This is a genomic window from Streptomyces sp. NPDC050147 (assembly GCF_040660195.1).
Taxonomy (GTDB): domain Bacteria; phylum Actinomycetota; class Actinomycetes; order Streptomycetales; family Streptomycetaceae; genus Streptomyces.
In genome coordinates this window covers 167576-187823 of the sequence record NZ_JBFALJ010000013.1, presented here as the reverse complement: position 1 = coordinate 187823, position 20248 = coordinate 167576, and the positions used below count along the sequence as shown (strand labels likewise).

Annotated in this window: 17 protein-coding genes; 5 read left to right on the top strand and 12 right to left on the bottom strand. The window is 67.6% G+C overall.

Features of this window, described 5'->3' with window-relative positions; translation table 11 throughout:
* The first annotated feature begins 100 nt into the window (after positions 1 to 100).
* Entirely contained in the window at positions 101 to 664 is a 564-nt protein-coding gene (locus tag AB0I94_RS21590; protein ID WP_363311189.1) for a hypothetical protein, read from the top strand.
* Positions 665 to 696: 32 nt separating this feature from the next.
* Here AB0I94_RS21590 and AB0I94_RS21585 read toward each other — a convergent pair whose 3' ends face one another.
* The 11 genes from AB0I94_RS21585 to AB0I94_RS21535 form a co-directional block, all read right to left on the bottom strand.
* Positions 697 to 1770 (bottom strand): hypothetical protein, encoded by a 1074-nt coding sequence (locus tag AB0I94_RS21585; RefSeq protein WP_363311188.1) that lies wholly within the window; start codon positions 1768 to 1770, stop codon positions 697 to 699.
* A complete protein-coding gene (locus AB0I94_RS21580; protein ID WP_363311187.1) occupies positions 1761 to 2435 on the bottom strand; it encodes a hypothetical protein in 675 nt (224 codons plus the stop codon). The genes AB0I94_RS21585 and AB0I94_RS21580 overlap by 10 nt, the downstream gene beginning before the upstream one ends.
* Positions 2436 to 2578: 143 nt before the next feature.
* Complete coding sequence (locus AB0I94_RS21575; protein ID WP_363311186.1) at positions 2579 to 3343, bottom strand: hypothetical protein; 765 nt, start codon at positions 3341 to 3343, stop codon at positions 2579 to 2581.
* Between the two features lie 504 nt (positions 3344 to 3847).
* On the bottom strand, positions 3848 to 5245 hold the full coding sequence (locus tag AB0I94_RS21570; protein ID WP_363311185.1) for a hypothetical protein: 1398 nt from the start codon (positions 5243 to 5245) through the stop codon (positions 3848 to 3850).
* Positions 5235 to 7340, bottom strand: a complete 2106-nt coding sequence (locus tag AB0I94_RS21565) for a hypothetical protein (RefSeq protein WP_363311184.1) — start codon at positions 7338 to 7340, stop codon at positions 5235 to 5237. The genes AB0I94_RS21570 and AB0I94_RS21565 overlap by 11 nt, the downstream gene beginning before the upstream one ends.
* Positions 7341 to 7593: 253 nt before the next feature.
* On the bottom strand, positions 7594 to 8484 hold the full coding sequence (locus AB0I94_RS21560; RefSeq protein ID WP_363311183.1) for a hypothetical protein: 891 nt from the start codon (positions 8482 to 8484) through the stop codon (positions 7594 to 7596).
* A 71-nt stretch (positions 8485 to 8555) separates the two neighbouring features.
* Positions 8556 to 9308: a hypothetical protein gene (locus tag AB0I94_RS21555; RefSeq protein WP_363311182.1), complete on the bottom strand. Its 753-nt coding sequence runs from the start codon at positions 9306 to 9308 to the stop codon at positions 8556 to 8558.
* An 11-nt stretch (positions 9309 to 9319) separates the two neighbouring features.
* On the bottom strand, positions 9320 to 10504 hold the full coding sequence (locus tag AB0I94_RS21550) for an enoyl-CoA hydratase/isomerase family protein (RefSeq protein WP_363311181.1): 1185 nt from the start codon (positions 10502 to 10504) through the stop codon (positions 9320 to 9322).
* 1 nt (position 10505) lies between these two features.
* Complete coding sequence (locus tag AB0I94_RS21545) at positions 10506 to 10820, bottom strand: hypothetical protein (protein WP_363311180.1); 315 nt, start codon at positions 10818 to 10820, stop codon at positions 10506 to 10508.
* Between the two features lie 370 nt (positions 10821 to 11190).
* Positions 11191 to 12216, bottom strand: a complete 1026-nt coding sequence (locus tag AB0I94_RS21540; RefSeq protein WP_363311179.1) for a hypothetical protein — start codon at positions 12214 to 12216, stop codon at positions 11191 to 11193.
* Positions 12213 to 12896, bottom strand: a complete 684-nt coding sequence (locus AB0I94_RS21535) for a hypothetical protein (protein ID WP_363311178.1) — start codon at positions 12894 to 12896, stop codon at positions 12213 to 12215. The genes AB0I94_RS21540 and AB0I94_RS21535 overlap by 4 nt, the downstream gene beginning before the upstream one ends.
* A gap of 204 nt (positions 12897 to 13100) precedes the next feature.
* Here AB0I94_RS21535 and AB0I94_RS21530 point away from each other — a divergent pair, with 204 nt between their 5' ends.
* Positions 13101 to 13583, top strand: coding sequence for a hypothetical protein (locus AB0I94_RS21530; protein ID WP_363311177.1), 483 nt, complete (start codon positions 13101 to 13103; stop codon positions 13581 to 13583).
* Between the two features lie 514 nt (positions 13584 to 14097).
* Here the strand turns inward: AB0I94_RS21530 and AB0I94_RS21525 are convergent.
* On the bottom strand, positions 14098 to 14385 hold the full coding sequence (locus AB0I94_RS21525) for a hypothetical protein (RefSeq protein ID WP_363311176.1): 288 nt from the start codon (positions 14383 to 14385) through the stop codon (positions 14098 to 14100).
* Between the two features lie 158 nt (positions 14386 to 14543).
* On the opposite strand from AB0I94_RS21525, the gene AB0I94_RS21520 reads away from it, so the two are divergent.
* From AB0I94_RS21520 to AB0I94_RS21510, 3 genes are all read left to right on the top strand, one after another.
* Complete coding sequence (locus tag AB0I94_RS21520) at positions 14544 to 14822, top strand: GntR family transcriptional regulator (RefSeq protein WP_363311175.1); 279 nt, start codon at positions 14544 to 14546, stop codon at positions 14820 to 14822.
* 78 nt (positions 14823 to 14900) lie between these two features.
* On the top strand, positions 14901 to 15542 hold the full coding sequence (locus AB0I94_RS21515; protein WP_363311174.1) for a hypothetical protein: 642 nt from the start codon (positions 14901 to 14903) through the stop codon (positions 15540 to 15542).
* A gap of 117 nt (positions 15543 to 15659) precedes the next feature.
* Positions 15660 to 20231 (top strand): DUF6531 domain-containing protein, encoded by a 4572-nt coding sequence (locus AB0I94_RS21510; RefSeq protein WP_363311173.1) that lies wholly within the window; start codon positions 15660 to 15662, stop codon positions 20229 to 20231.
* The last annotated feature ends 17 nt before the right edge of the window (positions 20232 to 20248 follow it).

The window sequence follows — 20248 nt, the reverse complement described above, 5'->3', positions numbered from 1 at the left end:
TGGCTGATCCTGGGTTCCTCCACGCCCGTGGGCCCGATGGCCGGCCAGGTGGTAGAGCCGTTCGACGTAGTGGCCGGAACGCTGCACTGGGACTGACGAGATGACACGCAAGGACGACACTCCCCAATTGGGCTCCCGAACCCGCGACGGCTTCGCCATCGCGGCCCTCGTACTGGCACTACTGGCCCTGGCCGCGGGCTTCCTCTGGGCGAAGGGCGCCTGGCGCACGGTGATCCGCGAGTCTCCGAACCTGATCGCCGACTGGCCGGGTGGCGCGTGGGTCTTAGGCCTCATGGCCGGGGTGGTGGCGGTAGCCGGAGCGTGCGGAGGCCTGTGGGCGTCGGAAGCCCTCAAGGGAACGAAAACCCCGCACCGCATCGCCCGCCGCACGGCCACAGCGGTGTGCTGGGCCCTGCCGCTGCTCCTGACGCTGTACATCCTCTCGGCGCTCCGGGGCCGCAACTGCGACTCGTCCCAGCCCACTTGCCGTGAGATCGACGGCGCGTTCCCGGCCCTCCTCGCCTACGTCCTCACCACCGCGGCCCTGGCCTGGACCACCCACCGCATCCGCTCCACCCGCCAGGAACAACACCGCGCCGCACAGCAGGCGCGGCTGCGAAAGCTGCGGAAGAGGGGCAAGGGGAAGAGCAGGGCGGCCAGTTAGGCGCGTGCTTCGCCGCCCGCCGCCCGGCCCGCTCAGCGGTTGATGGACTGTATTTCCTCGACCGTGATGTCCTGGACGGCCTCGATGGTGCCGTCGGGCATGCCGACCGCCCCCGCCTGTCCCGTGCCCGTCCAGCTGATCTCCCAGGTGAGGGAGGCCTTGAGAGGGAACGTCTCGCCGCCGGACGAGCGGCGGTAGATGATGCCGCAGGTCGGGGTCTCCTTGGACTTGCCCTTGGCGTAGGGCTCACCGATCTTGCCGTCGACGATGGGGCATTCACCGTTGGCGGGGATGGTGGTGGCGTCCTTGGTACCGGGGTCGAGCGTGAGGGACTTCGGGGTCGCGGTCGTGGTCGCCTCGAGGTTGAAGCCGGGGACGTTGATGGCCGCCGTCGCCTTCACGTCATCGAAGACGGCCTTGTCGAGCCAGGCCCACGTGGGCAGATTCACCTTGGTGTTGGCCTCGGGCGCGAGGGTGACCTTGGTGCCCGGGAGCTCCATGTGCTGGTAGGCGAGGGCGGCGAGCATCTCCGGGGTGATGGCCTCCTCGTGCTGGGGCGGTGGCGGCTCGCCGTTGTCGACCCAGAAGGGAATGTCGGAGCACGACATCCGCGCGAGGGCGTCCTGCTCATTGGGGTTCTCGACGCCCGCCCAGAACATCCCCTCGCCGTCCTTCTCGACGTTGTAGTCCTTGTAGCCGGGGGTGTCCGTCCAGCCGTAGTTGTCCTCGTAGTGGCGCTGGAGTTGCCCCAGGGCGGTTCCCCCCGAACCCAGGCCGGGGGTGTCCAGCTGATCCTTGATGTTCGCGGACATCTTCTTCTTGAAGTCCTTGGCACCGAGGTACGGGGCGTACCAGCAGGGCGGCGGGTCCCAGTTGACGTCGGCGGAGGTGACGTTTCCGCTGCTGCCGTCCTTGGTGACGGCTCCGGAGTACTGGACCTTGGCGGCCGCGAAGATGCCGGTTTTGTCGCTGCCGCCCTGCGCTTCCTTTTCGCCGCCCGTGCCGTTGCCGAAGTCTTCGTCGGCGTGGGCGACCCCGCTCGCCAGGAGCCCGCTGATGGCGACGGACAGAGTGAGGCAGGCGATCGCGGCTCGGGTCAGGCGCATTGGCCCGCCTTTTCCGTCACGTACACGACCGAAGCGCGCCACAAGTCATCATCCCCCGGAAACTTGGACATAATAATCTTGAAGAAGTCGTACGAAGCTGCTCCGGGTGCCCCCTTGCGCACCTTCTTCGACTTCACTTCCTTCGAGTAGAACTTGCTGGAGTCCACGCAGAACGAGACCTCGACCGCATTGCCGTTCGGTGACTTCCGCACCTTCTCCTGGAAGTGGCGCCGAGTGCCCGTGGAGGTCAGCCCTGCGTCGATGCGGCCCTGGACCTGCGTGCGGGCGTAACTGAGCCCCTTGTCCATCGCGTAGGCGGCGACGGCCGGGTCGTTGGCCTTCTGCTCCGCGACTCCCCGATAGATCGACTGCACGAAGTGCCGGGCATCATCCAGTGCCGCGGCCTCGTCCTTGTCGTTCGGCTTCTTCCAGTCGAAGACAAGGTTGATGTCCTTCGGCAGCGTCAGATCCACGCCGTCCGGCTGGTCCTCCGCCGGAGTGGCCGACGGCTCCGCCGACTTCTTCGGGTTGTCAGCGCCCTGGTCGGCGCCCGCGATCTTGTCGTTGTCCTTGGACTCGCCGTCGTCCCCGCTGCCGCAGGCCGTCAGGAGCAGGGCAGCGGTCGCGGCGAGCGCGGCGGTGACGGGCATCGTGCGGCGGTTCACAGTCGGCTCCCGGTGGGGCGAGGGGGTCTCCAAAGCGCCGACGCTATCTGTGGGGTTGTTGGTTCGACCAGAGTTGATAGCGGGACAAGGCGTCCTATTTCGATGAACTGTCATCGTGTCGTGACGCGGAGACCCCCTCGGTCTCAACCGAGCTTTTTCTCCTGCGACTTGACCACAGCCGGGAAAATCTTCCCGTTTCCGGAACGGGACTGCACGAACGCGCTGCCGTCCATCGCGAAGTAGACGGCGATGGTGTCGCCGTGGCGGGTGGCCTGCGTGCGGACGGTGTGCGTGTCGCCCTGGTACTTGGTCGTGGCCCTGAAGGCCAGGGATTCGTCGGCGCCTGGCGTGGGCGCGGTGCCGGTGGTCTCCGATGTGACGGAGTCGTACACGTTGGAGGCCTTGTCCCCCTTGGCCGTGAAGCCGCCCGCGCAGGCGCTGACCGCCTTGGTCATGGCCGCCATGGTGCTCTGCGCCTCGCCGGGCGCGTACGTGGCGAGCGTGATGTAGGTGAAGGCGCCGTTGAACTCCTTCATCTCGGCGACGCGGACGTAACTGTCCTGCGCGTCGCCGACGGGGAACTGGCTCATCGCATGCCCGAGCGGGGCGCATACGGGCTTGCTGAGCTTGATGTTGTCCTGGGACTTGGCGAAGACGAAGTCGTCGGAGGGCTCTACTACGGCGTGGCCGGGCACTTCGGTCTTGGCCAGGGCGAGTTGGGCCGCTGACTTTGCCCGCTTCTTCTTGGCGGGAGGCGTGGACGAGTCGGCTGCGGCCTTGCCGGAGTCGCCGCTCTTGCTTCCCTTGTCGCCGTCGCTGCCGTCACCGCCGCCGCTGCTGCAGGCCGTCAGGAGCAGGGCTGCGGTCGCGGCGAGCGCGGCGGTGGCGTGCATGGTGCGGCGGTTCACGGTCGGCTCCTGGTGGGGTGGGGGGTCACCAACGGGCTGACGTTAATCGCGGGCCTGACGGGTCCGCCAGGGTGGATAGCGGGCAAGACGGCTCATCCTGGCGGACTGTCATCGTGTCGTGATGCGGAGGGCGGGGCCCCGGGTGTCCGGTGGGGGCGGCGCTATCCGCCGCCGCAGTGCGGGCAGTCGCGGGCCGGGTACGCCGAGGTATGCGGCAGTCTTGGGTGGGGTGGCGGGGTTGTGGGCGTTGCTGCGCTCACCTGGCCGGGGCCGTACCCGGGGTGGCGGTCGTACGACGCAGCCCGCCCCGCACACCCACCGCGCCTGCGCCACGGCTGGAAGCCGATCGGCTGACGCCGGGCGCTGCTTCCTGGCTTTCCCGGCCTCGGCTTCCCGGGCTTTGCGGCTCCCCGGCCTCCGGGCCCCCGTGGCTCCCCGGCCTCCGGGCCCCCCCGGCCTCCGGGCCCCCGTGGCCCCCGGCCTCCAGGCCGCCGCCCCCTACCCCTACCCCCGCCCCCGGGAAAACTCCCCCCGCCCCACCCGCACCGCAAGTCCGTCAACCGCAAGCCCCTCGCCCGCGTCCCCCGCGTCCCCCGCGTCCCCCGCGCCCTCCTCGCCCTCCGCGCCCCGAAGCAGCGACCCGTACCCCGTGGCCGCCCAGAGGCTTCGGTCGCTCGGGACCTCGAAGTACGGCACCCTGCGCCCCTCGAAGTCATCGGTGAGTACCTCCGGAGCCCGGCGGGTCCGTACCGCCGTCCCGCATTCCGTGCACGCCGCGACGTGCAACTGATCGCGCCGGCCCAGCGGACGCCAGCGGATGCGGAGGTCGGCGCGGCCGTGCAGGGGGTTGAAGAAGCAGAGGGGGAGGGGCGGGGTCGCGGTGCCTCCCGGATCGAGCGCGTCCCTGCCCTCCGCCACGAGGGCCAGCACGCCCGCCAGATCCGGCAGCCCGCGCGCCGAGTCGAGCACCGTGCCCGCGGCGGCATAGGCGTCAAGTGCCCGTTGCAGCCCGGCGGTCGACGTGTCCGCCGACCGGACCGCCTCGCCCAGCGCGAGGACCTCCGCCTCGGTCTGGCGCCGCAGTGCCTCCTCGTCCGCCGTACGCGCCGCCGCGAACACCGCCTGCGGGAAGGCGAAGGGCGAGCCGGTCGCGCTCGGATACCGGTGCGGGCCGGACCGACGGCGCCCCCGCCGACGTACGCCTACGAAGGCGAGGACACCTGCGGCGGCCACCGCCACCGCGACGACGACCGGCAGCAGCCAGGAGGGACCGCCCTCCTTCTCCGCCGCGCCAGGGCGGGACAAGCTCCCGCCCCCGCTGTCGCTGCCGTCACCAAGATCGGCCGTAGCTTCCTCGTACGCCTTCGTGCCGTCGCCCCGCGCGATCAGCTCGATCGCCTTGGCCGTCTGCTCGGAGAGCCCCGCGTCTTTCATCTCGTCCAGGAAGCCGACCGTGCCCACAGCGTCGCGGGCCTGCTGCTTCTCGCCCGGCCACTCGAAACCGTGCAGATCACCGGTCCACTTGTCGCCGCTGGTGATGAGGATGAACTCGTGCTGGTCGAGGCGGTCATGTACGACCTCAGCGAAGACGTCGGACTCCCCGTCGTACGCGTCACCCTGGACCAGAGGCACCAGGGCGACCTTGATCGGGAGCCCGGTCTTCTCGATCTGCCGGGCGAGCTGCTTCTGGCGGGCAGGGGGTACGGAGTCGGCGTACGCGGCGTCGACGTAGACCGGTGACTCGCGCAGGGCGTCGGCGATTTTCTGGCCGGGGCTGGGAGCGCCCGGTACCTGGGCCGCGGCGGGCGCGACAGCCACCAGCAGGGTGGCGAGAAACACGACCGCCATCGCGGCGAGGGACGCGACCGCCATCGCGGCGAGACGCTTCAGGTCACTGAACACCGGCGTACTCCCGTACTTGGCGGATGAGTTGAGGGACTCCGTCGACTATGGCGGGCAGCGGCCCGGGCGCGTCCTCGTACGGCACGCGGTCGGATCGGCGCGCCGCCCCCGGGAGCGTGAGCCGGAGCGTGTAGGCGAGTCGCGGCTGCGCGCCGACCAGGACGCGGCACTCCGCGCACACCGGGATGGTGCGCAGGCGCTGGTCATCCGGCGCGTACTGAGCGTCCCGCCACCCCGTCGCCGGGCCGTGCAGCGGATTGAGCGCGCAACAGGGCTTGTCGACACCGGCGAGTGCGCTGCGCCCAACCCTGGCGAGGATGATCGCGGCGGCGAGATCGGCGGGCGTGGTGTCGTCGTCCACGTGGCCGTCCGGGTCCCGGTCGGCGAGGAGCGTCGCGGTGTCGAGGCAGTCCCATACTCGGGTGCGGATCGATGACCGCAGGGCGGCATCCGGATCGAACTCGCGTCCCAGCGCGTCGATTTCGTCACGGGCGGCGCTGCGCAAGTAGCTGAAGGACGGATCTGGCGGAGCGGTGAACAGAAGGCCGCCCGTGGACGTCACGACGGTATGCGACGGTCGCCTGAGGCCTGGCACCGCGAGCCGCAACAGCCCGAGCAACGCGGCGCCGACCCCGAACAGCAGTGCGGCGGCGAACGCCCCGACGAGGAGGCCCGGCCAGAAGTCCCCGGAGAAGAGCGGAGAGAGCGTGTCCTCCTCGACGGGCTCGGGGGCGTCGTCCATGCCGAGCGAGGAGGTCTCGGGTCGGTCGGTGCGTGGCGCCTTGTCGAGGAACCTCATCAGGCCGTCGAGTCGCTCGCCGAGCTGGTGGTCGATGGAGCGGTCGTCGTCATCGCCGTAGCGGATGGAGTCGGGGAGATCGAAGGCGATGAGGTTGGCGTCGATGCGTACGTCGTACGTGACGACGTCGATGGACCCGCCGAGCGGATCGGCGACGACGTACACGCCGTGACCGTCCTTGGCACCCAGCTCTTGCATCTTCTGCCGCACGGCTTCCACGAAGAGCTCTGGTTCACCACCGGACTCGTCCTCGGTGAGCTGCGGCACGAGGGCGATGTGGACGGGCCCGCGATCGAACTTCGCGATGCGCTCGATGAGTTGCTCGCGCTGCTCGGAGTCGAGGGGATGCGGGCTCTCGGGGTCGCTGTAGACGGGGCCGTCCTGCTTCAGCCCGGTGGCGACGCGCTCGACACGGCTGGAAAGGTCGGATGCGGTGGGCGGCGGCGAGGCGTCGGCGGTGTCCTGATGGAAGACGAGGGACGCGGTGAGGGCGATGGCTCCGGCGGTGAGGAGGGCGGCGCCGGCTTCGAGGCGGAGGGGGGTGATGCGGAGGCGGGTGAAGGGCCGGCGCGCAGCGCCTGGTTGCTCGCGCGGGCTTACGTCAGTCTCCCCCGTCTCCCCTGTCTTCGCACTCCTCTGCCTTCGACGCCACCGACGTACGTACGGACTGAGGGCGAGGATCAGCAGCGGTACGCCGGTGAGGGCGATCCCCGTGACGAAGGACTGGTTGTCGCGGTCGACGGGATCGATGTGCATCTTGTCGACTTCTTCACCGGTGTCGCCGCCGTACTTCTTGCGGGCGGCTTCCGCGCGCTCAGCGGCCTTCTTGCTGCCCTGGGCGATGACGTCGGTGAACCGCTCGAAGCTGAGCAAGGGCCCGGCATCGTACGGAAGTTCATAGAGAGCCACGGTCGACGCGTCATCGGCGGGCGCCCGCACCCCGAAGGCGGCGGCGTCGGCGACGCCCATGTCATCGACGAGGACGTAGAGCCCATCCCGCCCGAGCCGATCGTGCACGGCCCCGAGCAGCCGATCGCTGCCGGCACCCTGCTCGGGCAGTACGAGGACGAAGGTGGGGACCTTGGTCCGCTGGGCCAGCTTCTTGAACTGCGGGGCGGTGGAGCGGGGGACGTCGCGGGGGAGCTGGTCGGTGACGTAGACGGGGTCGGCGCGGAGGAGGGCGGCGAGGGCGGCGGGTTGGGTGGGGGCGGGGACCGCGGCGGCTGCGGGGGTGGGGGCCAGGGCGGCGAGGAGGAGAGCGGTGAGGAGGGCGAGCGGGAGGGGAAGCCCGTGCATGACGCGGCCCGAAGTCCTGTTCCTGACACCCGCAGCGCTGGCGAGGCACCGCGCCGCGCGCCCCGCGCGCCTCGTCCGCCCGGTCTCGTAGCGGCTGCGAACCACGCCTGCATGGTGGCGTGCCATGCTCTTCGTTCCCACGGTGCTACTGGCCCCCTCATCCATTCGGCGCACTTTACTGTCGCTACGGGAGTGGTGCCACGGGGAACGCTAGTCCGGCGGCGGGAGCAGAGATCGCCGGGCCCGGTTCTGCTCAGAGGTCGTCGGGTCCGGGCTCCGCCGGGCGGCCCGCGTCGTCCATCAGGATGGAGTGCGTTTCGAAGATCCCGGAGCCGGCCCTGACCGGGACACGCGACTCCACCAGGACGATGCCGCTGCGGAGCACGGTGAAGGTGGGCGGATGCGCCTTCTTCGGCAGTTCGGCCATGAACTGATCCACCCGGGCCCGCTGCCCCTCGGAAAGTGCGCTCTGCGTCAGAACCCGCGCCGTGCCACTGAGCACTTGGCCGAGTCGCTCCGCGCTGTCAGGGGTGCCGGTGAACAGCCTCACCCAGGAGCCGTCCGTGAACGTGATGCGGACATCGGCGTTGATCTCGCTGAACTTCATCTGCCGCGCCTCGGCGATGGATTCGCGGGGAAATTCGCCAAGCTCTTCGGCCTTGTCGAGAGTGCCCCAGCGGGTGCCGACGAAGAGCAGTCGACGGTCGGTCAGGACGAGGTCGGTCGCATAGTCCTCGGGGCGGCGCGCGGGATCCAACTGCCAGGGCACGGTGCGGGCGAGGGTGCCGGGGGCAGCCCACATGACCGGGAAGTCGTGCACCTCGTTCTCCGGTTCCTGGGGCTTGCCCCGGACAGGTACCTCTCCCAGGGGTGTTCCTGAGGCTCCGCCGAGGTTCGCGATGATGTTCGCCACCATGGGGATGCCGACAAGGAGCGCACGCCCTGTGCGACGGGCCGCCTTGACACCGGTGGAGTTCAGCTCGTAGGAAGGGCCGGGGGGCCATCCCCGCAACTCCTGCTGAATGTCCCTGCGCTCGGGGTCGCGGAACCAGCGGGAGCCGGCGACGGCCGGGGCCATGCCGGTGGCGAACTTGGCCGCTGTGCGAAGGAGCACGTCCTCGTCGGGGCTGGGGTACCAGTCCATCAGTACGTCGTCTCTCGATTGAGGAAGTCGGTCTTCTCGGGCATCCGCTCAGCGGTGTAGCCACTTGGGTTTCATACGGGCTGCGCGTTCTCCTCGGAGGGTTGCGCGGCTTCTTCGGAGGGCTGGGCGATTTCGTCGGAGTGCTGCACGTTTTCATCGAAGGACTTGGGAAATTCCACTGATCCGACAATCCCCGCGATGGCATGTGTGAACTCCTCCCACTGTTCCACGGAGGCCGTGTCCAAGGTGATGACCGCTGTATACGGGCCGGTCGAAAACGGAATGTGTACCTGGATCTGGCCCATCACCAGCTCTTCGTCGTTGCCGCTCTTCGTGTACCGGCCGTCGATCAGAAGATGTCGGAAGGAGATCGCCGAGACCGCGGGCCCACAGGGCAGATCGAGCCAGGTCACGTCGAGCATGGGGTCGGGCCTGAGCGCTGCCAGGGTGCCCTGGGCGACGACGTCCTGGTCCGTTTCACCGGACTCGACGACCGCCATGGTCAGTGAGCAATGTGCTACTCCGCCGCCGTCCTCGATGTCGTACAACCCGATACCGAAGAAGGAGACACCTTCCGCCAGCATTTCGTCCGCCGTACCGCTATAGAGGGCGCCCATCATCTCCCACAGCGGCAATTCGCCGCGGGGATAGATGTCCCGGACCAACTTACGCACCGCTTGCGCACGTTCAGCGGGGTCCAAGGAGACTTCGATCGCATGCATGCCCTCGGGGAGGCTGAAGGACATGGGGGGCAGCACGGCCGCTTGTACGCCCGAAGGGAGGGGGTTCTCATGCTCCGTGCCTGTGCTGTCGGCGGTGTTCACGCGGCGTGCCTTCAGTTCCCGTAGTCGTTGTGGGCGATGGTGTGAGCCTTGTAGCCGGTGAGCCCGGTCTTGATGGCGCCGTCCAAGGCGCGCCCGGCGTTGCTCATCGGGGCGATCAGCTCGTCGCTCTTGACGAAGGGGAGCCTCGATCCGATCGTGTTGATCGACTTGGTGCCGACCAACTGTCCCCCACGGAAGTTCTGCAGCCCGCTCTCGACGGCCAGCTTCATACGGCTGCCGCCCTCCCCGAGCTTCACCATGGGCGTGGCCTTCAACGGACCGAAGAGTTTGAACGACTTGCCGACGCTCGTCACCGCGCGATAGCCCGAGCCGAGCTCGGCGGCGCGGGTGGCGGCGCTCGTGCCCTTGGCGAGGGCCGCGCCGCCGGTCAGGCCCTTGACGCCCGGAAGGACGCCGAAGGCGTCGAACCCGATCTCGACCCAAGTGACGTCGGCTCCCGCGGCTTTGGCCGCCAGATGAGTCAGCAGTGCCGCACCGCTCGTCACCATCGCCGCAGCAGCGAAGATCGCGCCGATCGGCTCGAAAGGGGCAGTGATGATGGCGAGCACACCCAGGGCGCTGCTGATCAGGCTCAGCACATCGCCGATCTCCTTGATCATGTCGGCGTGGTCCTTGATCCACTGACCTGTTGCATCCCACGCCTCAGCGACGCCCTTGGTGAGCTTGTCCCAGAAGCCGGGCTCGTCCGGGGCGATGTCGCCCGCCTTGTCGAGCTCCTTGCTGATGGCACCGGCGGCGCGGGAGTAGCGGTCTTCCAGGTCGTGGACCTGCTGGGTGACCCCGTCGACGTCTCCCGACGCCTTGGCGGCTTCCTCGCTGTTGGGCTTGGCCTCTTCCCGGGCCTCCAGCTTCCGCCCGGCCGACTTCTCAAGCCGGTCGGCCTCGTCCTGGAAGTCCTGGAGCTCGCCGGCCCACTTGTGCAGCGCCCGGGAGGCCTTGTCGAACGACTCGTGACTCTTGCGGACGAGGGGAGTGACGTCCTGGCCTATGTACTCGGTGAAGGCGAGCGCGGTCTTGCCCTTCCAGGCTCCGCACTCGATCCGCTCCAAGTCCCGTACGGCAGCGCCAAGTTCCGTCGCCAGCCCGCCCAGCTTCTTCGCGAGCTCGCGGGTGTCGGTCACGTCCCCGGGGGTGGGGTCCCAGCCGATGTGCGGGAAGGCAGGTCGCTTCCCCACGTCACTTGCCCTTCTTCTTGGAGTCCGCCTTCGCCGATTTGAGCGACTCGGCCAGCTCCTGGTCCAGCTCGCTGAACTTCTCGCCGATCTTGTTGATCATCTTGACGGCGCCGTGCGTGTGCTTGCCGAGCTGCTTGACGCCGTAGCCCCACTCGTCGGCGAACTCGTGCACGTCCTCGACGAGTTTGCTCGCACCGACGGCCGACCCGTCGGTGTTGCGCAAGGTGCGGCGTGCGGCATCCATACGATCGCTCACCGTGGAGAAGGTCTTGCGCAGATCTTCGAAGATCGTGTCGTCGAGGCGTAGGTCGCTCATGTCCGCTGCGTGTTCCCCTCGGCGGTCATCTCATCGTCGGCTGACAGGCGCACGGCAAGGGCGCCGGGGCCGACGATAGCTGGGAGATGCATGGATTCGCCAGAGCGAACCTACGTGAGGTTCGGGGCGGTAGGAAGTATGTGTAGACGGGGTGAACACGGGGCCTGAGCAGGTCCAGGACACCTTACCTTCCCTTTGCCTACCGCTTTGCTTCCATTTACTTTCTGGGTGCCCGGGTCGGCCTCCCCGCACGGAAACAGGCCCTCCGCAGGATCCCGACGCGGTGGTCCCGCGAGAGATCGAACTGGAGGGCCTGCTTGCGTTCGCCAGGGCGCAGCTGCGCGACGGAACGCCAACTAACGGCGCCTGATCACCGGTTGATGGACTGGATCTCCTCGACAGCGACCGGCTGGTCGTTCCCGTACTCGCCGTTGGGGAGCTCACCGCCCGCGCCACCGGTGCCGGTCCACGTGATCTCCCAGGTGGCAGTGGCCTGAAGATTGAAGGTGCCGTCGCCCGACGAGCGCTTGTACGTGACGCCGCAGGGCGGCTGCTGCTTCGCCTTGCCCTTGGCGTACGGCTCACCGATCGAACCGTCGTCGTTGAGCTCGCACTTTCCGGAGGCGGGGATGCGCACGGCGTCCTCGGTGCCCGGCTTGATGCTGAGCGCGACCGGCTTGGCGGTGGTCGTCGCCTCGATGTGCAGACCGGGAGCATCGAGCGAGGCGGTGACGGACACGGGCTCGAAGTCACCCTTGTCGAGCCAGGCCCAGGTGGGGAGGTTCACCTTGGAGGGGCCGTCGGGGGCGAGGCTCACCTTGGTGCCGGGGACCTTGATCTGTTCGTACGCGAGACCCGCGAGGGTTTCGGCGTCGATGGCCTCGGGAACACCGGGGTCTTCGCCGTTCTCGACCCAGAACGGCGGCTTATTGCACTTCTGCTGTTCCTCAAGCGTGGCATCCGGGCTGAACTGGGCCCCCCACCACATGCCTTCCTTTTCCTTGTCGATGTTGTAGTTGTCCTTGGCGTACCCCTGGTTCTCGTCCGACATGTCCTTCAAGGCGTCCCGTGGAGCATCGGGGTCGTGCCTTGCGGTGAAATACAGCCGGTCACGGAACTTCGCGAACTCGCCTGCTTTCCACTCCGGGGCGTACCAGCACGGCGGCGGTGTCCAGTTGGGGTCGACGGAGGTAACGGAGCCCGACCCCGGCCCGCCGCCCCCGGACCGCGTATAGCTGATGCGTGCCATGGCGCCGACGGTGTCGTCCTTCTTCGTGGCCGACGTATTGCTGTCGGTGACCCCCGGGTCCTCACCGGCCAGTGCCGAGCTTCCCGAAGCGAGCATCAGCGCCGCGCTCGCGGCCACCAGGACGAGCGGTATGCGACGAGTGGTCACCTGCACTCCTCAGCCTTGTCCTGCACCTGAACCTTCTGGGCTCGCCACAGCCCCTTGGCGTTCTTGGAGGGGGTCATGAGGACCTGCCAGGAGTAGTAGTCGCTGATGCTCGGCTCTGTGTGATGGACCTTCTCGGTCTTCACTTCCTTGCTGTAGAGCTTGCTGCTGTCGCTGCAGAAGGAGACGACACTCGTCTTCTTGTTCTCGGCAGGCGTGACCTTGGTACGGGAGAAGCGCATCTCTCCGCTGATGGTCAGACCCTTGTCGACGCGCTGCTTGATCTGGTCCTTGGCGTACGCCTGAGCCGGACTCTTGAATTCCGAGTAGAACTTGTACGCCGAGTCGTTCACGTCCTGCTTGGTGATCCCGTACCGGATGGCCCGCACGAAGTTCTGGGCGTCGCTCGCGGCGGCAGCCTGATCGGGGCGGCTCACGTTGACTTTGTCGAAAACGAGGTCGACGTCAGAGGGGAGCGGCATCTTTGGGCGCTCGATGCCAGGAACTTCGCTCTTGCTCGCACTCGGCGACGCACCCTTCTTCGCGCCCCCCTCATCCGCCCCCGCGATCTTGTCCTTGCCCGAATCCTCGTCATCCCCACCACCCCCGCATCCGGTCAGGAGCAGAGCAGTGGCAGCCGTCAGCGAGACGACGGCGGCGGGCAGGGTGCGACTGCGGTTCACGTGTGACTCCCGGTGGGGCGACAGTTCTACAAGCCATCCGAAGGTACTGAAGGGGTCATGCCTTCGCCAGGTTTCACTTTGGCAAGTAGTGAATGTCTCGTGAGGCCAATGGCCGTACAAAATCGCCCAGTTCGGTTGCAGAACGGACGAATGGCGTCCTCCGGATACCGATGCCCCGGACACCGGAATGGAATGCTCCGGCACATGAAGTACGTGAAGACCGACTGGGACCCGGAAGACCACGGGTTCCGGCTCGACGCCCAGGAATACCTGGCAGCACTGCCCGCCCTCAGAGGGACCCTGCCCGAGGGGGCCTGGGCCTTTGCATCCGACGCCGGCCATTACGCCTTCGCGAGCGACCGCTGCGTAAAGGACCTGGAGCTCGCGAACATCTCCCTCCCCGCGAAGACGACAAGCGGATCGGGCACGGCATCACTCACATTCAGCCCAAACCCGTGGAAACACAAAAAGGGCCTACGCATCGAGTACGCAGCCGTCACGCGCTTCTCCATCGAATACGCCAGGTCGATCGACTGGATGGAGTCGATCACGGTGCTACTGGACGAAGTCCTGCCGTACGACGGGGAGGGCGGGGGAGTGGTGCACGAGATGGAGCTGACGGACGCGACGATCACCGTGCACTGCGCGGACTTGACGGCGACGTGGGAGGAGGCCGCCGCCGAGTAGGGCCGCCGCAGCCTCCGTTCGCCGTCAGGCGGAGAAGCCCTCGCCCGGAGGCCGCGATAAGGGCCGCCGGGCGGGACTTTCCTGCACAGCGCACAGCGCACAGCGCACGGCTCAGGGGGCGACCGACCCCACGGACAACGAATCCGAGGCCCCGGCCGACGGCGTCACCGCGCCGGGCGGTCTCCGCATCTGCACGGCGGGCACGCCGTCGTCCCCGCCCCGGAGAGCAGCCGAGGAGCATCGCCGTCCGCGAGAACCTCGACCCACCCCCGGTCCTCGATGACGTCCCCCTCGGAATTGACCCTGTAGACGCGGAGGGTGAGACGGGAACGGCGAGCGGGAGCGGGATCGAGCAGTTCCAGGGGGTCGGTGGCCGGGGGGTAGGACGCGGCACACCCCTCACACGCGTACACGTTGAACCCGGGCCCGGTCGCCGCGTGCACTTCGTGTACGAGGACGGGGGCGTCAGTGGTGCGCTGGCACCGGGCGCACATGCGCACCGGAGGGCGCGGGTTCACCGGGCGGCCACCGCGACGCCGTGGATGTGGCGCGGGCCGGAGTCGATGCCGAGGGTGGCGAGGTAGAGGGCGCGGCGGCGTTCACGCTGGAGCCGGCGTTCGCCCGGGGCGAGGACGTAGGGGCGGACGAGGGGCGAGGCGTGGCCGTCGAGGCGTTCGGTGAAGCGGGGTGGGGGCGGCGCGATCTGTGGGTTCGGGACGGCTCCGTGCCGGTGCCGACCGCGAGGTGGTGGGGCGAAGGCGGCAAGCAGCCGTCCCAGAAATCGAACGATAGGGTCGCTCATGTCGACGCTCCTTCAGCAGCGTTGGCCATGCCCCCGGGCCGTTGCAGCGGCTGCGGGGGTGCTGACGTAATGGAACCAACTTAGCTCGCCTTGTATCGCTACGTACAGAGACGTATCTCAATGACAGAGGCCTTCTCTGTACGAGTAGCTTCCTGATCATGAACTTCCAGCCGGACGCTGAAATTGATCACGAGGGGCCGGTTACGCCGTACCGCCAGCTCGCGGGCATCCTGCGGGCTCGGATCGAACGCGGGGACTGGTTGCCCAACAGGCCCATCTCCAGCGAGTCTCAGCTGGTTCAGCAGTATGGGCTGGCGCGGACCACGGTCCGGAGGGCGATCGCCGTGCTCGTCGAAGACGGCCTGGTCTTCACGGTGCCGCAGCGGGGTACGTACGTCGCGCCGCGCGCGGACACGCACACGGGCGCCGAGGGCTAGCGACGCCAAGTGGGCCCGCGACCTGCCGCCTCGTACGCTGACAAGCCAGAGTCAACACAAGGGGACGGGGACAACAGCATGGCCCGCTACACCGAAGCGCAGACCATCGCCCGCGGCGGATTCAGCATCAAGGTGCCCGAGACCTGGTGGGAGTTCGACGTCCGCCCGGAGTCGCGCGACGCCAGCATCCGCCAGATGATCAACGACCGCATACGGGAACGCCCCGAGCTCGAGCCGCACCGGAACACCTTCGAGGGCTTCCTGCGCAAGGCATCCAAGGAGGCGTGGCAGTCCGGCGCCCTGTACTGCGGCTGCATGGCGGAGAGCTTCGGCGGCGACGTGCCGATCACCGGCTCGGTCACGGTCTCCCTGGTCGGCGCCCGTACGTCGAGCGGTGAGGTGATGCCGACCGACCCCGCCGCGATCGTGGCGCAGCTCGGCGTGCGCGAGGCCAGGCGCGAGGGCGACACGTACCGCAAGGTGAAGACGGTCGAGATCCCGGGCGTGGGGATGGCGGCGCGCACGTACGGCATCGAGGACATCTCGGTCCCCGGAGACGACCGCACGATGCGCGTCGTACTGATGCAGACGTTCATTCCGGTTCCGGGCCAGGAGGGGAAGGTCGCGCTGGTGGCGGGCAGCAGCCAGGTCCTGGACCTGGCTGACTCCTTCTTCGACATCTTCGACGCGGTGACGTCCACCTTCCGCTTCGCGGAGTAGACGGGCGCTCAAGCCTGACGCCCTGCGGCCCTGCCGCCTTCCCGTCCTCCGCACGCAGCTAGTAACTTCGCATGCGCGTACGGGTACTTGTGGGACGGAAGAGGCGGGGGTTGCGGGATGGCGGGGAATCGTCCGGCGGATTGGCATGTCCTGGACCTGGACAAGGATCCGACTCCGGGTGATCCGGACCGGGTCCGCAATCTTGCCAAGAACCTGCACGACTTCGCCGACGACGTGTCGAAAGTCCTGCGTGACATCAAGGGGATGGCGGGCGAGGACGCGATCCTGACGTGGGCGGGCAAGACGGCGGAGTCCTTCACGGCGGAGTTCGAGGACGCGCCCGGCAAGCTGAAGAAGCTCAAGAAGAGCTACGAGATGGCTGGCGACGCGCTCTCCGCCTACTGGCCAGAACTGGAGCGCGCCCAGGCCCTGGCCGACAAGGCCCTGGTCAAGGGCCGTGAAGCGCAAGGCGACTTGAGCAGCGCCCAGACCCGCCTCACGTCCGCCGACTCCTGGATGGACAAGGCGGGCAAGGAAGCCGACAAGTACAAGGACGACGACGGCGGTTCCAAGGCCGGGAAGGACGTTCCGAAGCCCGACCCGGACAAGGTCAAGGCCGCCACCCGCAACGCCACCGCCGCCGAAAAAGCCCAGACCGCCGCCAAGTCGGACGTCTCCGCGGCGAAGAGCAACCTCGACGCGGCGAAGAAGATGGCCGAGGACGCGCGCAAGATGCGCGAGAACGCGGCCGGGACGGCGAAGAAGAAGCTGGAAGAGGCCTCCGACGCCGGTATTCAGAACCGCAAGTGGTGGGAGGAGGTCGGCGACTGGGTCACCGACAACTGGGACACCATCGTCGCCGTCTGCAAGGTCGTCGTCGCGGTTCTGGGCGTCATCGCGATGATCATCGGCGGCCCGATCCTAGGTGCCATCGTCCTCATCGCGGCGCTTGTCGTCCTGGCCGACACCCTCCATAAATACGCCAACGGAGAAGCAGGCCTACTCGACGTCGCGTTCGCCGCCCTGGACTGCATCCCCGGCATGAAGGGCCTCACCAGCCTCCGCGGCCTCGCCAAGGGCCTCAAGGGCCTGGGCAAGGTCGGCCTCAAGGGCATGGCCCTGGGCGTCAAGGGCATGGGGAAGGGCGCTCGCGCCCTGGGGCGGCAAGTGAAGAAGCTCTTCACCTGCGGCGATCCGATCGACATGGCGACCGGCGAGATGGTGATGTCGGCCACGGATGTCGAGCTGAACGGCGTTCTCCCTCTCCTGCTCGAACGCCACTACCGCACCAACGTCCACAACGGACGGCTATTTGGGCGGAGTTGGAGCTCCACCCTCGATCAGCGACTACTGCTGGACGCGACGGGAGCGAGATTCTTCACCGCCGACGGGATGGCTCTGATCTATCCGGTGCCGGAACCGGGCATGTCAGTCCTGCCGGTGGAAGGCCCTGCCTGGCCGCTGAGCTGGGACGGCGTCGCTGGGGGCGCGCTCACCGTGAATCAGCCCGAGACTGGGCGAAGTCTCCACTTCCGGCCGATGGCGGGAGGAGATCCGGAGGAGCTTCAGCTGGCTGTGATCAGCGATCGCAATGGCAACACCATTTCGGTCACGTACGACGCCGACGGCCTGCCCGACGAGGTCGTCCACCACGGCGGCTACCGCGTCGGCGTGACGTGCGCTGACGGCCGCGTAAGTGAACTGACCCTGCGCAGCCACCCCGAGCAGCCCACACTTCTTCGCTACGGGTACGACGAGCACAGCCGCCTGGTCGAGGTCTACGACTCCTCCGGGCAGCCGCAGAAGCTCTTCCATGACGAAGAGCACCGCATCAACGGTTGGAAGGACCGTAACGGCGCGTGGTACCAGTACGAGTACGACGCCGACGGCCGGTGTGTGGCAACTCGCGGCATGGACGGCTTCCTCGACAACACCTTCGACTACGACGACGAGGCGCACGTCACAACCGTCGTGGACGCCCTCGGATTCAGCACGCGCTTTCAGTTCAACGACGCCTACCAGCTCATCGCCGAGACTGATCCCGTGGGAAACACGGTGTTCCAGGAGTGGGACCACCGCGACCAGATGCTGTCCCGGACCGACGCGCTGGGCCGGACGCTCCACATGGAGCGGGACGTCATGGGCAACGTCACGAGTGTCCGTCTGCCCGACGGAACCACCACGACTGTCAGTTACAACGACCTCAACCTTCCAGTGGAGCAGGTGGGTTACGACGGCACCGTGATCCGGCAGGAGTGGGACGAGCGGGGTAATTGCACGTCGTTGACGTCGGCCGACGGTGCCGTCACGCGGTTCACGCATGACGGGACGGGCGCCGTGACATCGGTGACGGACGCGCTGGGAGCGGTGTCACGCTTCACGAACAACGCGGCTGGTCAACAGCTGACCGCGACGGACCCGCTGGGTGGGGTGACCCGTTGCGAGTACGACCCCTTCGGCCGGAGAAGCGCCATCACCGATCCGTCGGGCGCGACCGTCAGCCTGGTATGGACTGTCGAGGGACGGAAGGCGGCCAGGACAGGCCCCGACGGTTCCATCGAGTCATGGACTTACGACGGCGAGGGCAACTGGCTCACGCATACGGACGCCCTCGGCCAGGTCACCCGCCACACCTGCGGGGCCTTCGGCCTGTTGACTTCTCGTACCACGCCGGACGGCGCCCGCTACGTCTTCACCCACGACGCCGAGCTGCGGCTCACCCAGGTCACTGGGCCCGACGGGCTCACCTGGGACTACACGTACGACCCGGCGGGGAGGCTCATATCGGAGTCTGACTTCGACGGCCGCGTCATCACCTATGCGTACGACGCCGCCGGACAGCTCCTCAGCCGTACCAACGCGATGGGGCAGACAACAACCTTTGTGTACGACGTTGTGGGCAACCAAGTGGAGAAGTGCGTGGACGGCATGACGACCGTCTACACGCACGACCCCGCGAGCCGCGTCCTGACGGCTGTCGGCCCCGACGCAACGCTCACGTACGAGTACGACGAAGAGGGCCGAGTCACCGCCGAAGCCATCGACGGGCGCACGCTGATCACGGCCTACGACGCTTTGGGCCGCCCTGCCCGGCGCACCACTCCCACCGGAGTCACCACCAGGTACCGCTATGACGCAGCGGGACGCCGGACGACGCTCACCACCTCGGGGCATGTCCTGACCTCCACATACGACGAGCTCGGACATGAGACCACTCGCGGGTTTGACGCCGCCGGCCTTACGGTCAGCCAGAATTGGGACGCAGGGGGCCGCCTCATCGGCCAGGCGCTGACCGTCCCGCACGACTCGCAGCCGCTGTTGCGGAGGGCATACACCTACCGGGCTGACGGCCACGCCACCTCGCTGGACGATCTCACCAACGGCCGTCGGGAATTCGATCTCGACGCGGTGGGGCAGGTCACGGCCGTGCGTGCCAGTGACTGGACCGAGTCGTATGCCTACGACGCGGCAGGCAACCAGACTCGAGCCGCCTGGCCGCAGGGGCTCCCCGAGGCCGAGGCCCGAGGCGATCGTGCCTACTCCGGCAGTCGTGTCACACGTGCCGGATCCGTCCATTACGAGTACGACAGCGCTGGGCGCGTCGTGCTGCGCCGCAAGACCCGGCTCTCCCGCAAGCCGGACATCTGGCGCTACAGCTGGGACGGTGAGGACCGGCTCACCGGGGTCACCACCCCGGACGGCACCCGCTGGCGTTACGTGTATGACTCACTTGGGCGTCGGGTCGCCAAGCGGCGTCTGGCCGCAGACGGGCGGACGACCGTCGAGGAGATCCGCTTTGCCTGGGACGGTCCACATCTGGTGGAGCAGACGACCTGCCTCATGAGCAGTGCCGAGGAGACGACGGTCACCTGGGACCGAGACGGTTTGGTCCCGGTTGCTCAGACGGAACGAACAACTCTGGCCGGAGCGTCCCAAGACGTCGACGAGCGCTTCTTCGCGATCATCACCGATCTCGTCGGGGCTCCGACCGAACTCGTCGACGAGTCCGGCGGTATCGTCTGGCGGGCCAGAGCCACACTTTGGGGTCTTACCACTTGGAGTGCGAATGGAGAGGTCAATATCCCTCTCCGATTTCCAGGCCAATATTTCGACCCCGAGACCGAGCTGCATTACAACAATCTTCGTCACTACGACCCGGCCTCGGCCATCTATATCAGCCCGGACCCACTTGGCCTTGACGCGGGGCCGAACGCGCACGCCTATGTCACCAACCCCTTGCGTTGGACCGACTACTTGGGCTTGGTGTGCGACGCTGCGATCCTCAGAAGGAATCTGGCTGCGGACGGGCGCCCTGTAGGTCCCGGTCAGGCGGCGGCACATATCGTGCCTTCTTCGCTGAATCGGGTGGTAGGGCGAACTGCTGACAGTCGCGCCATACTGAGCCGGTACGGAGTCGACATCAATGAGGCAGCGAACGGCATACCCTTGGGCCATCACCGGCCACACAACTTTACACATCGTAATCCGTTCCTCCTGAGGCTCAATCAGCATCTGGTGGCCACGGAGCAGCGTGGCCTGGGGCTGGGCCACAGTGCCACGCAGATCGGCGACTCGATCCGACAGGAGCTCAGGAGCATCGGGAGGCAGGTCGAGCACGAGCTTTCACCCAGCCAAATGGTGAATGGACTGCCGTCGCCGACGGCAACCTGGACGAGATTGACCTTCTGATCGTGGAAGAATGAAGG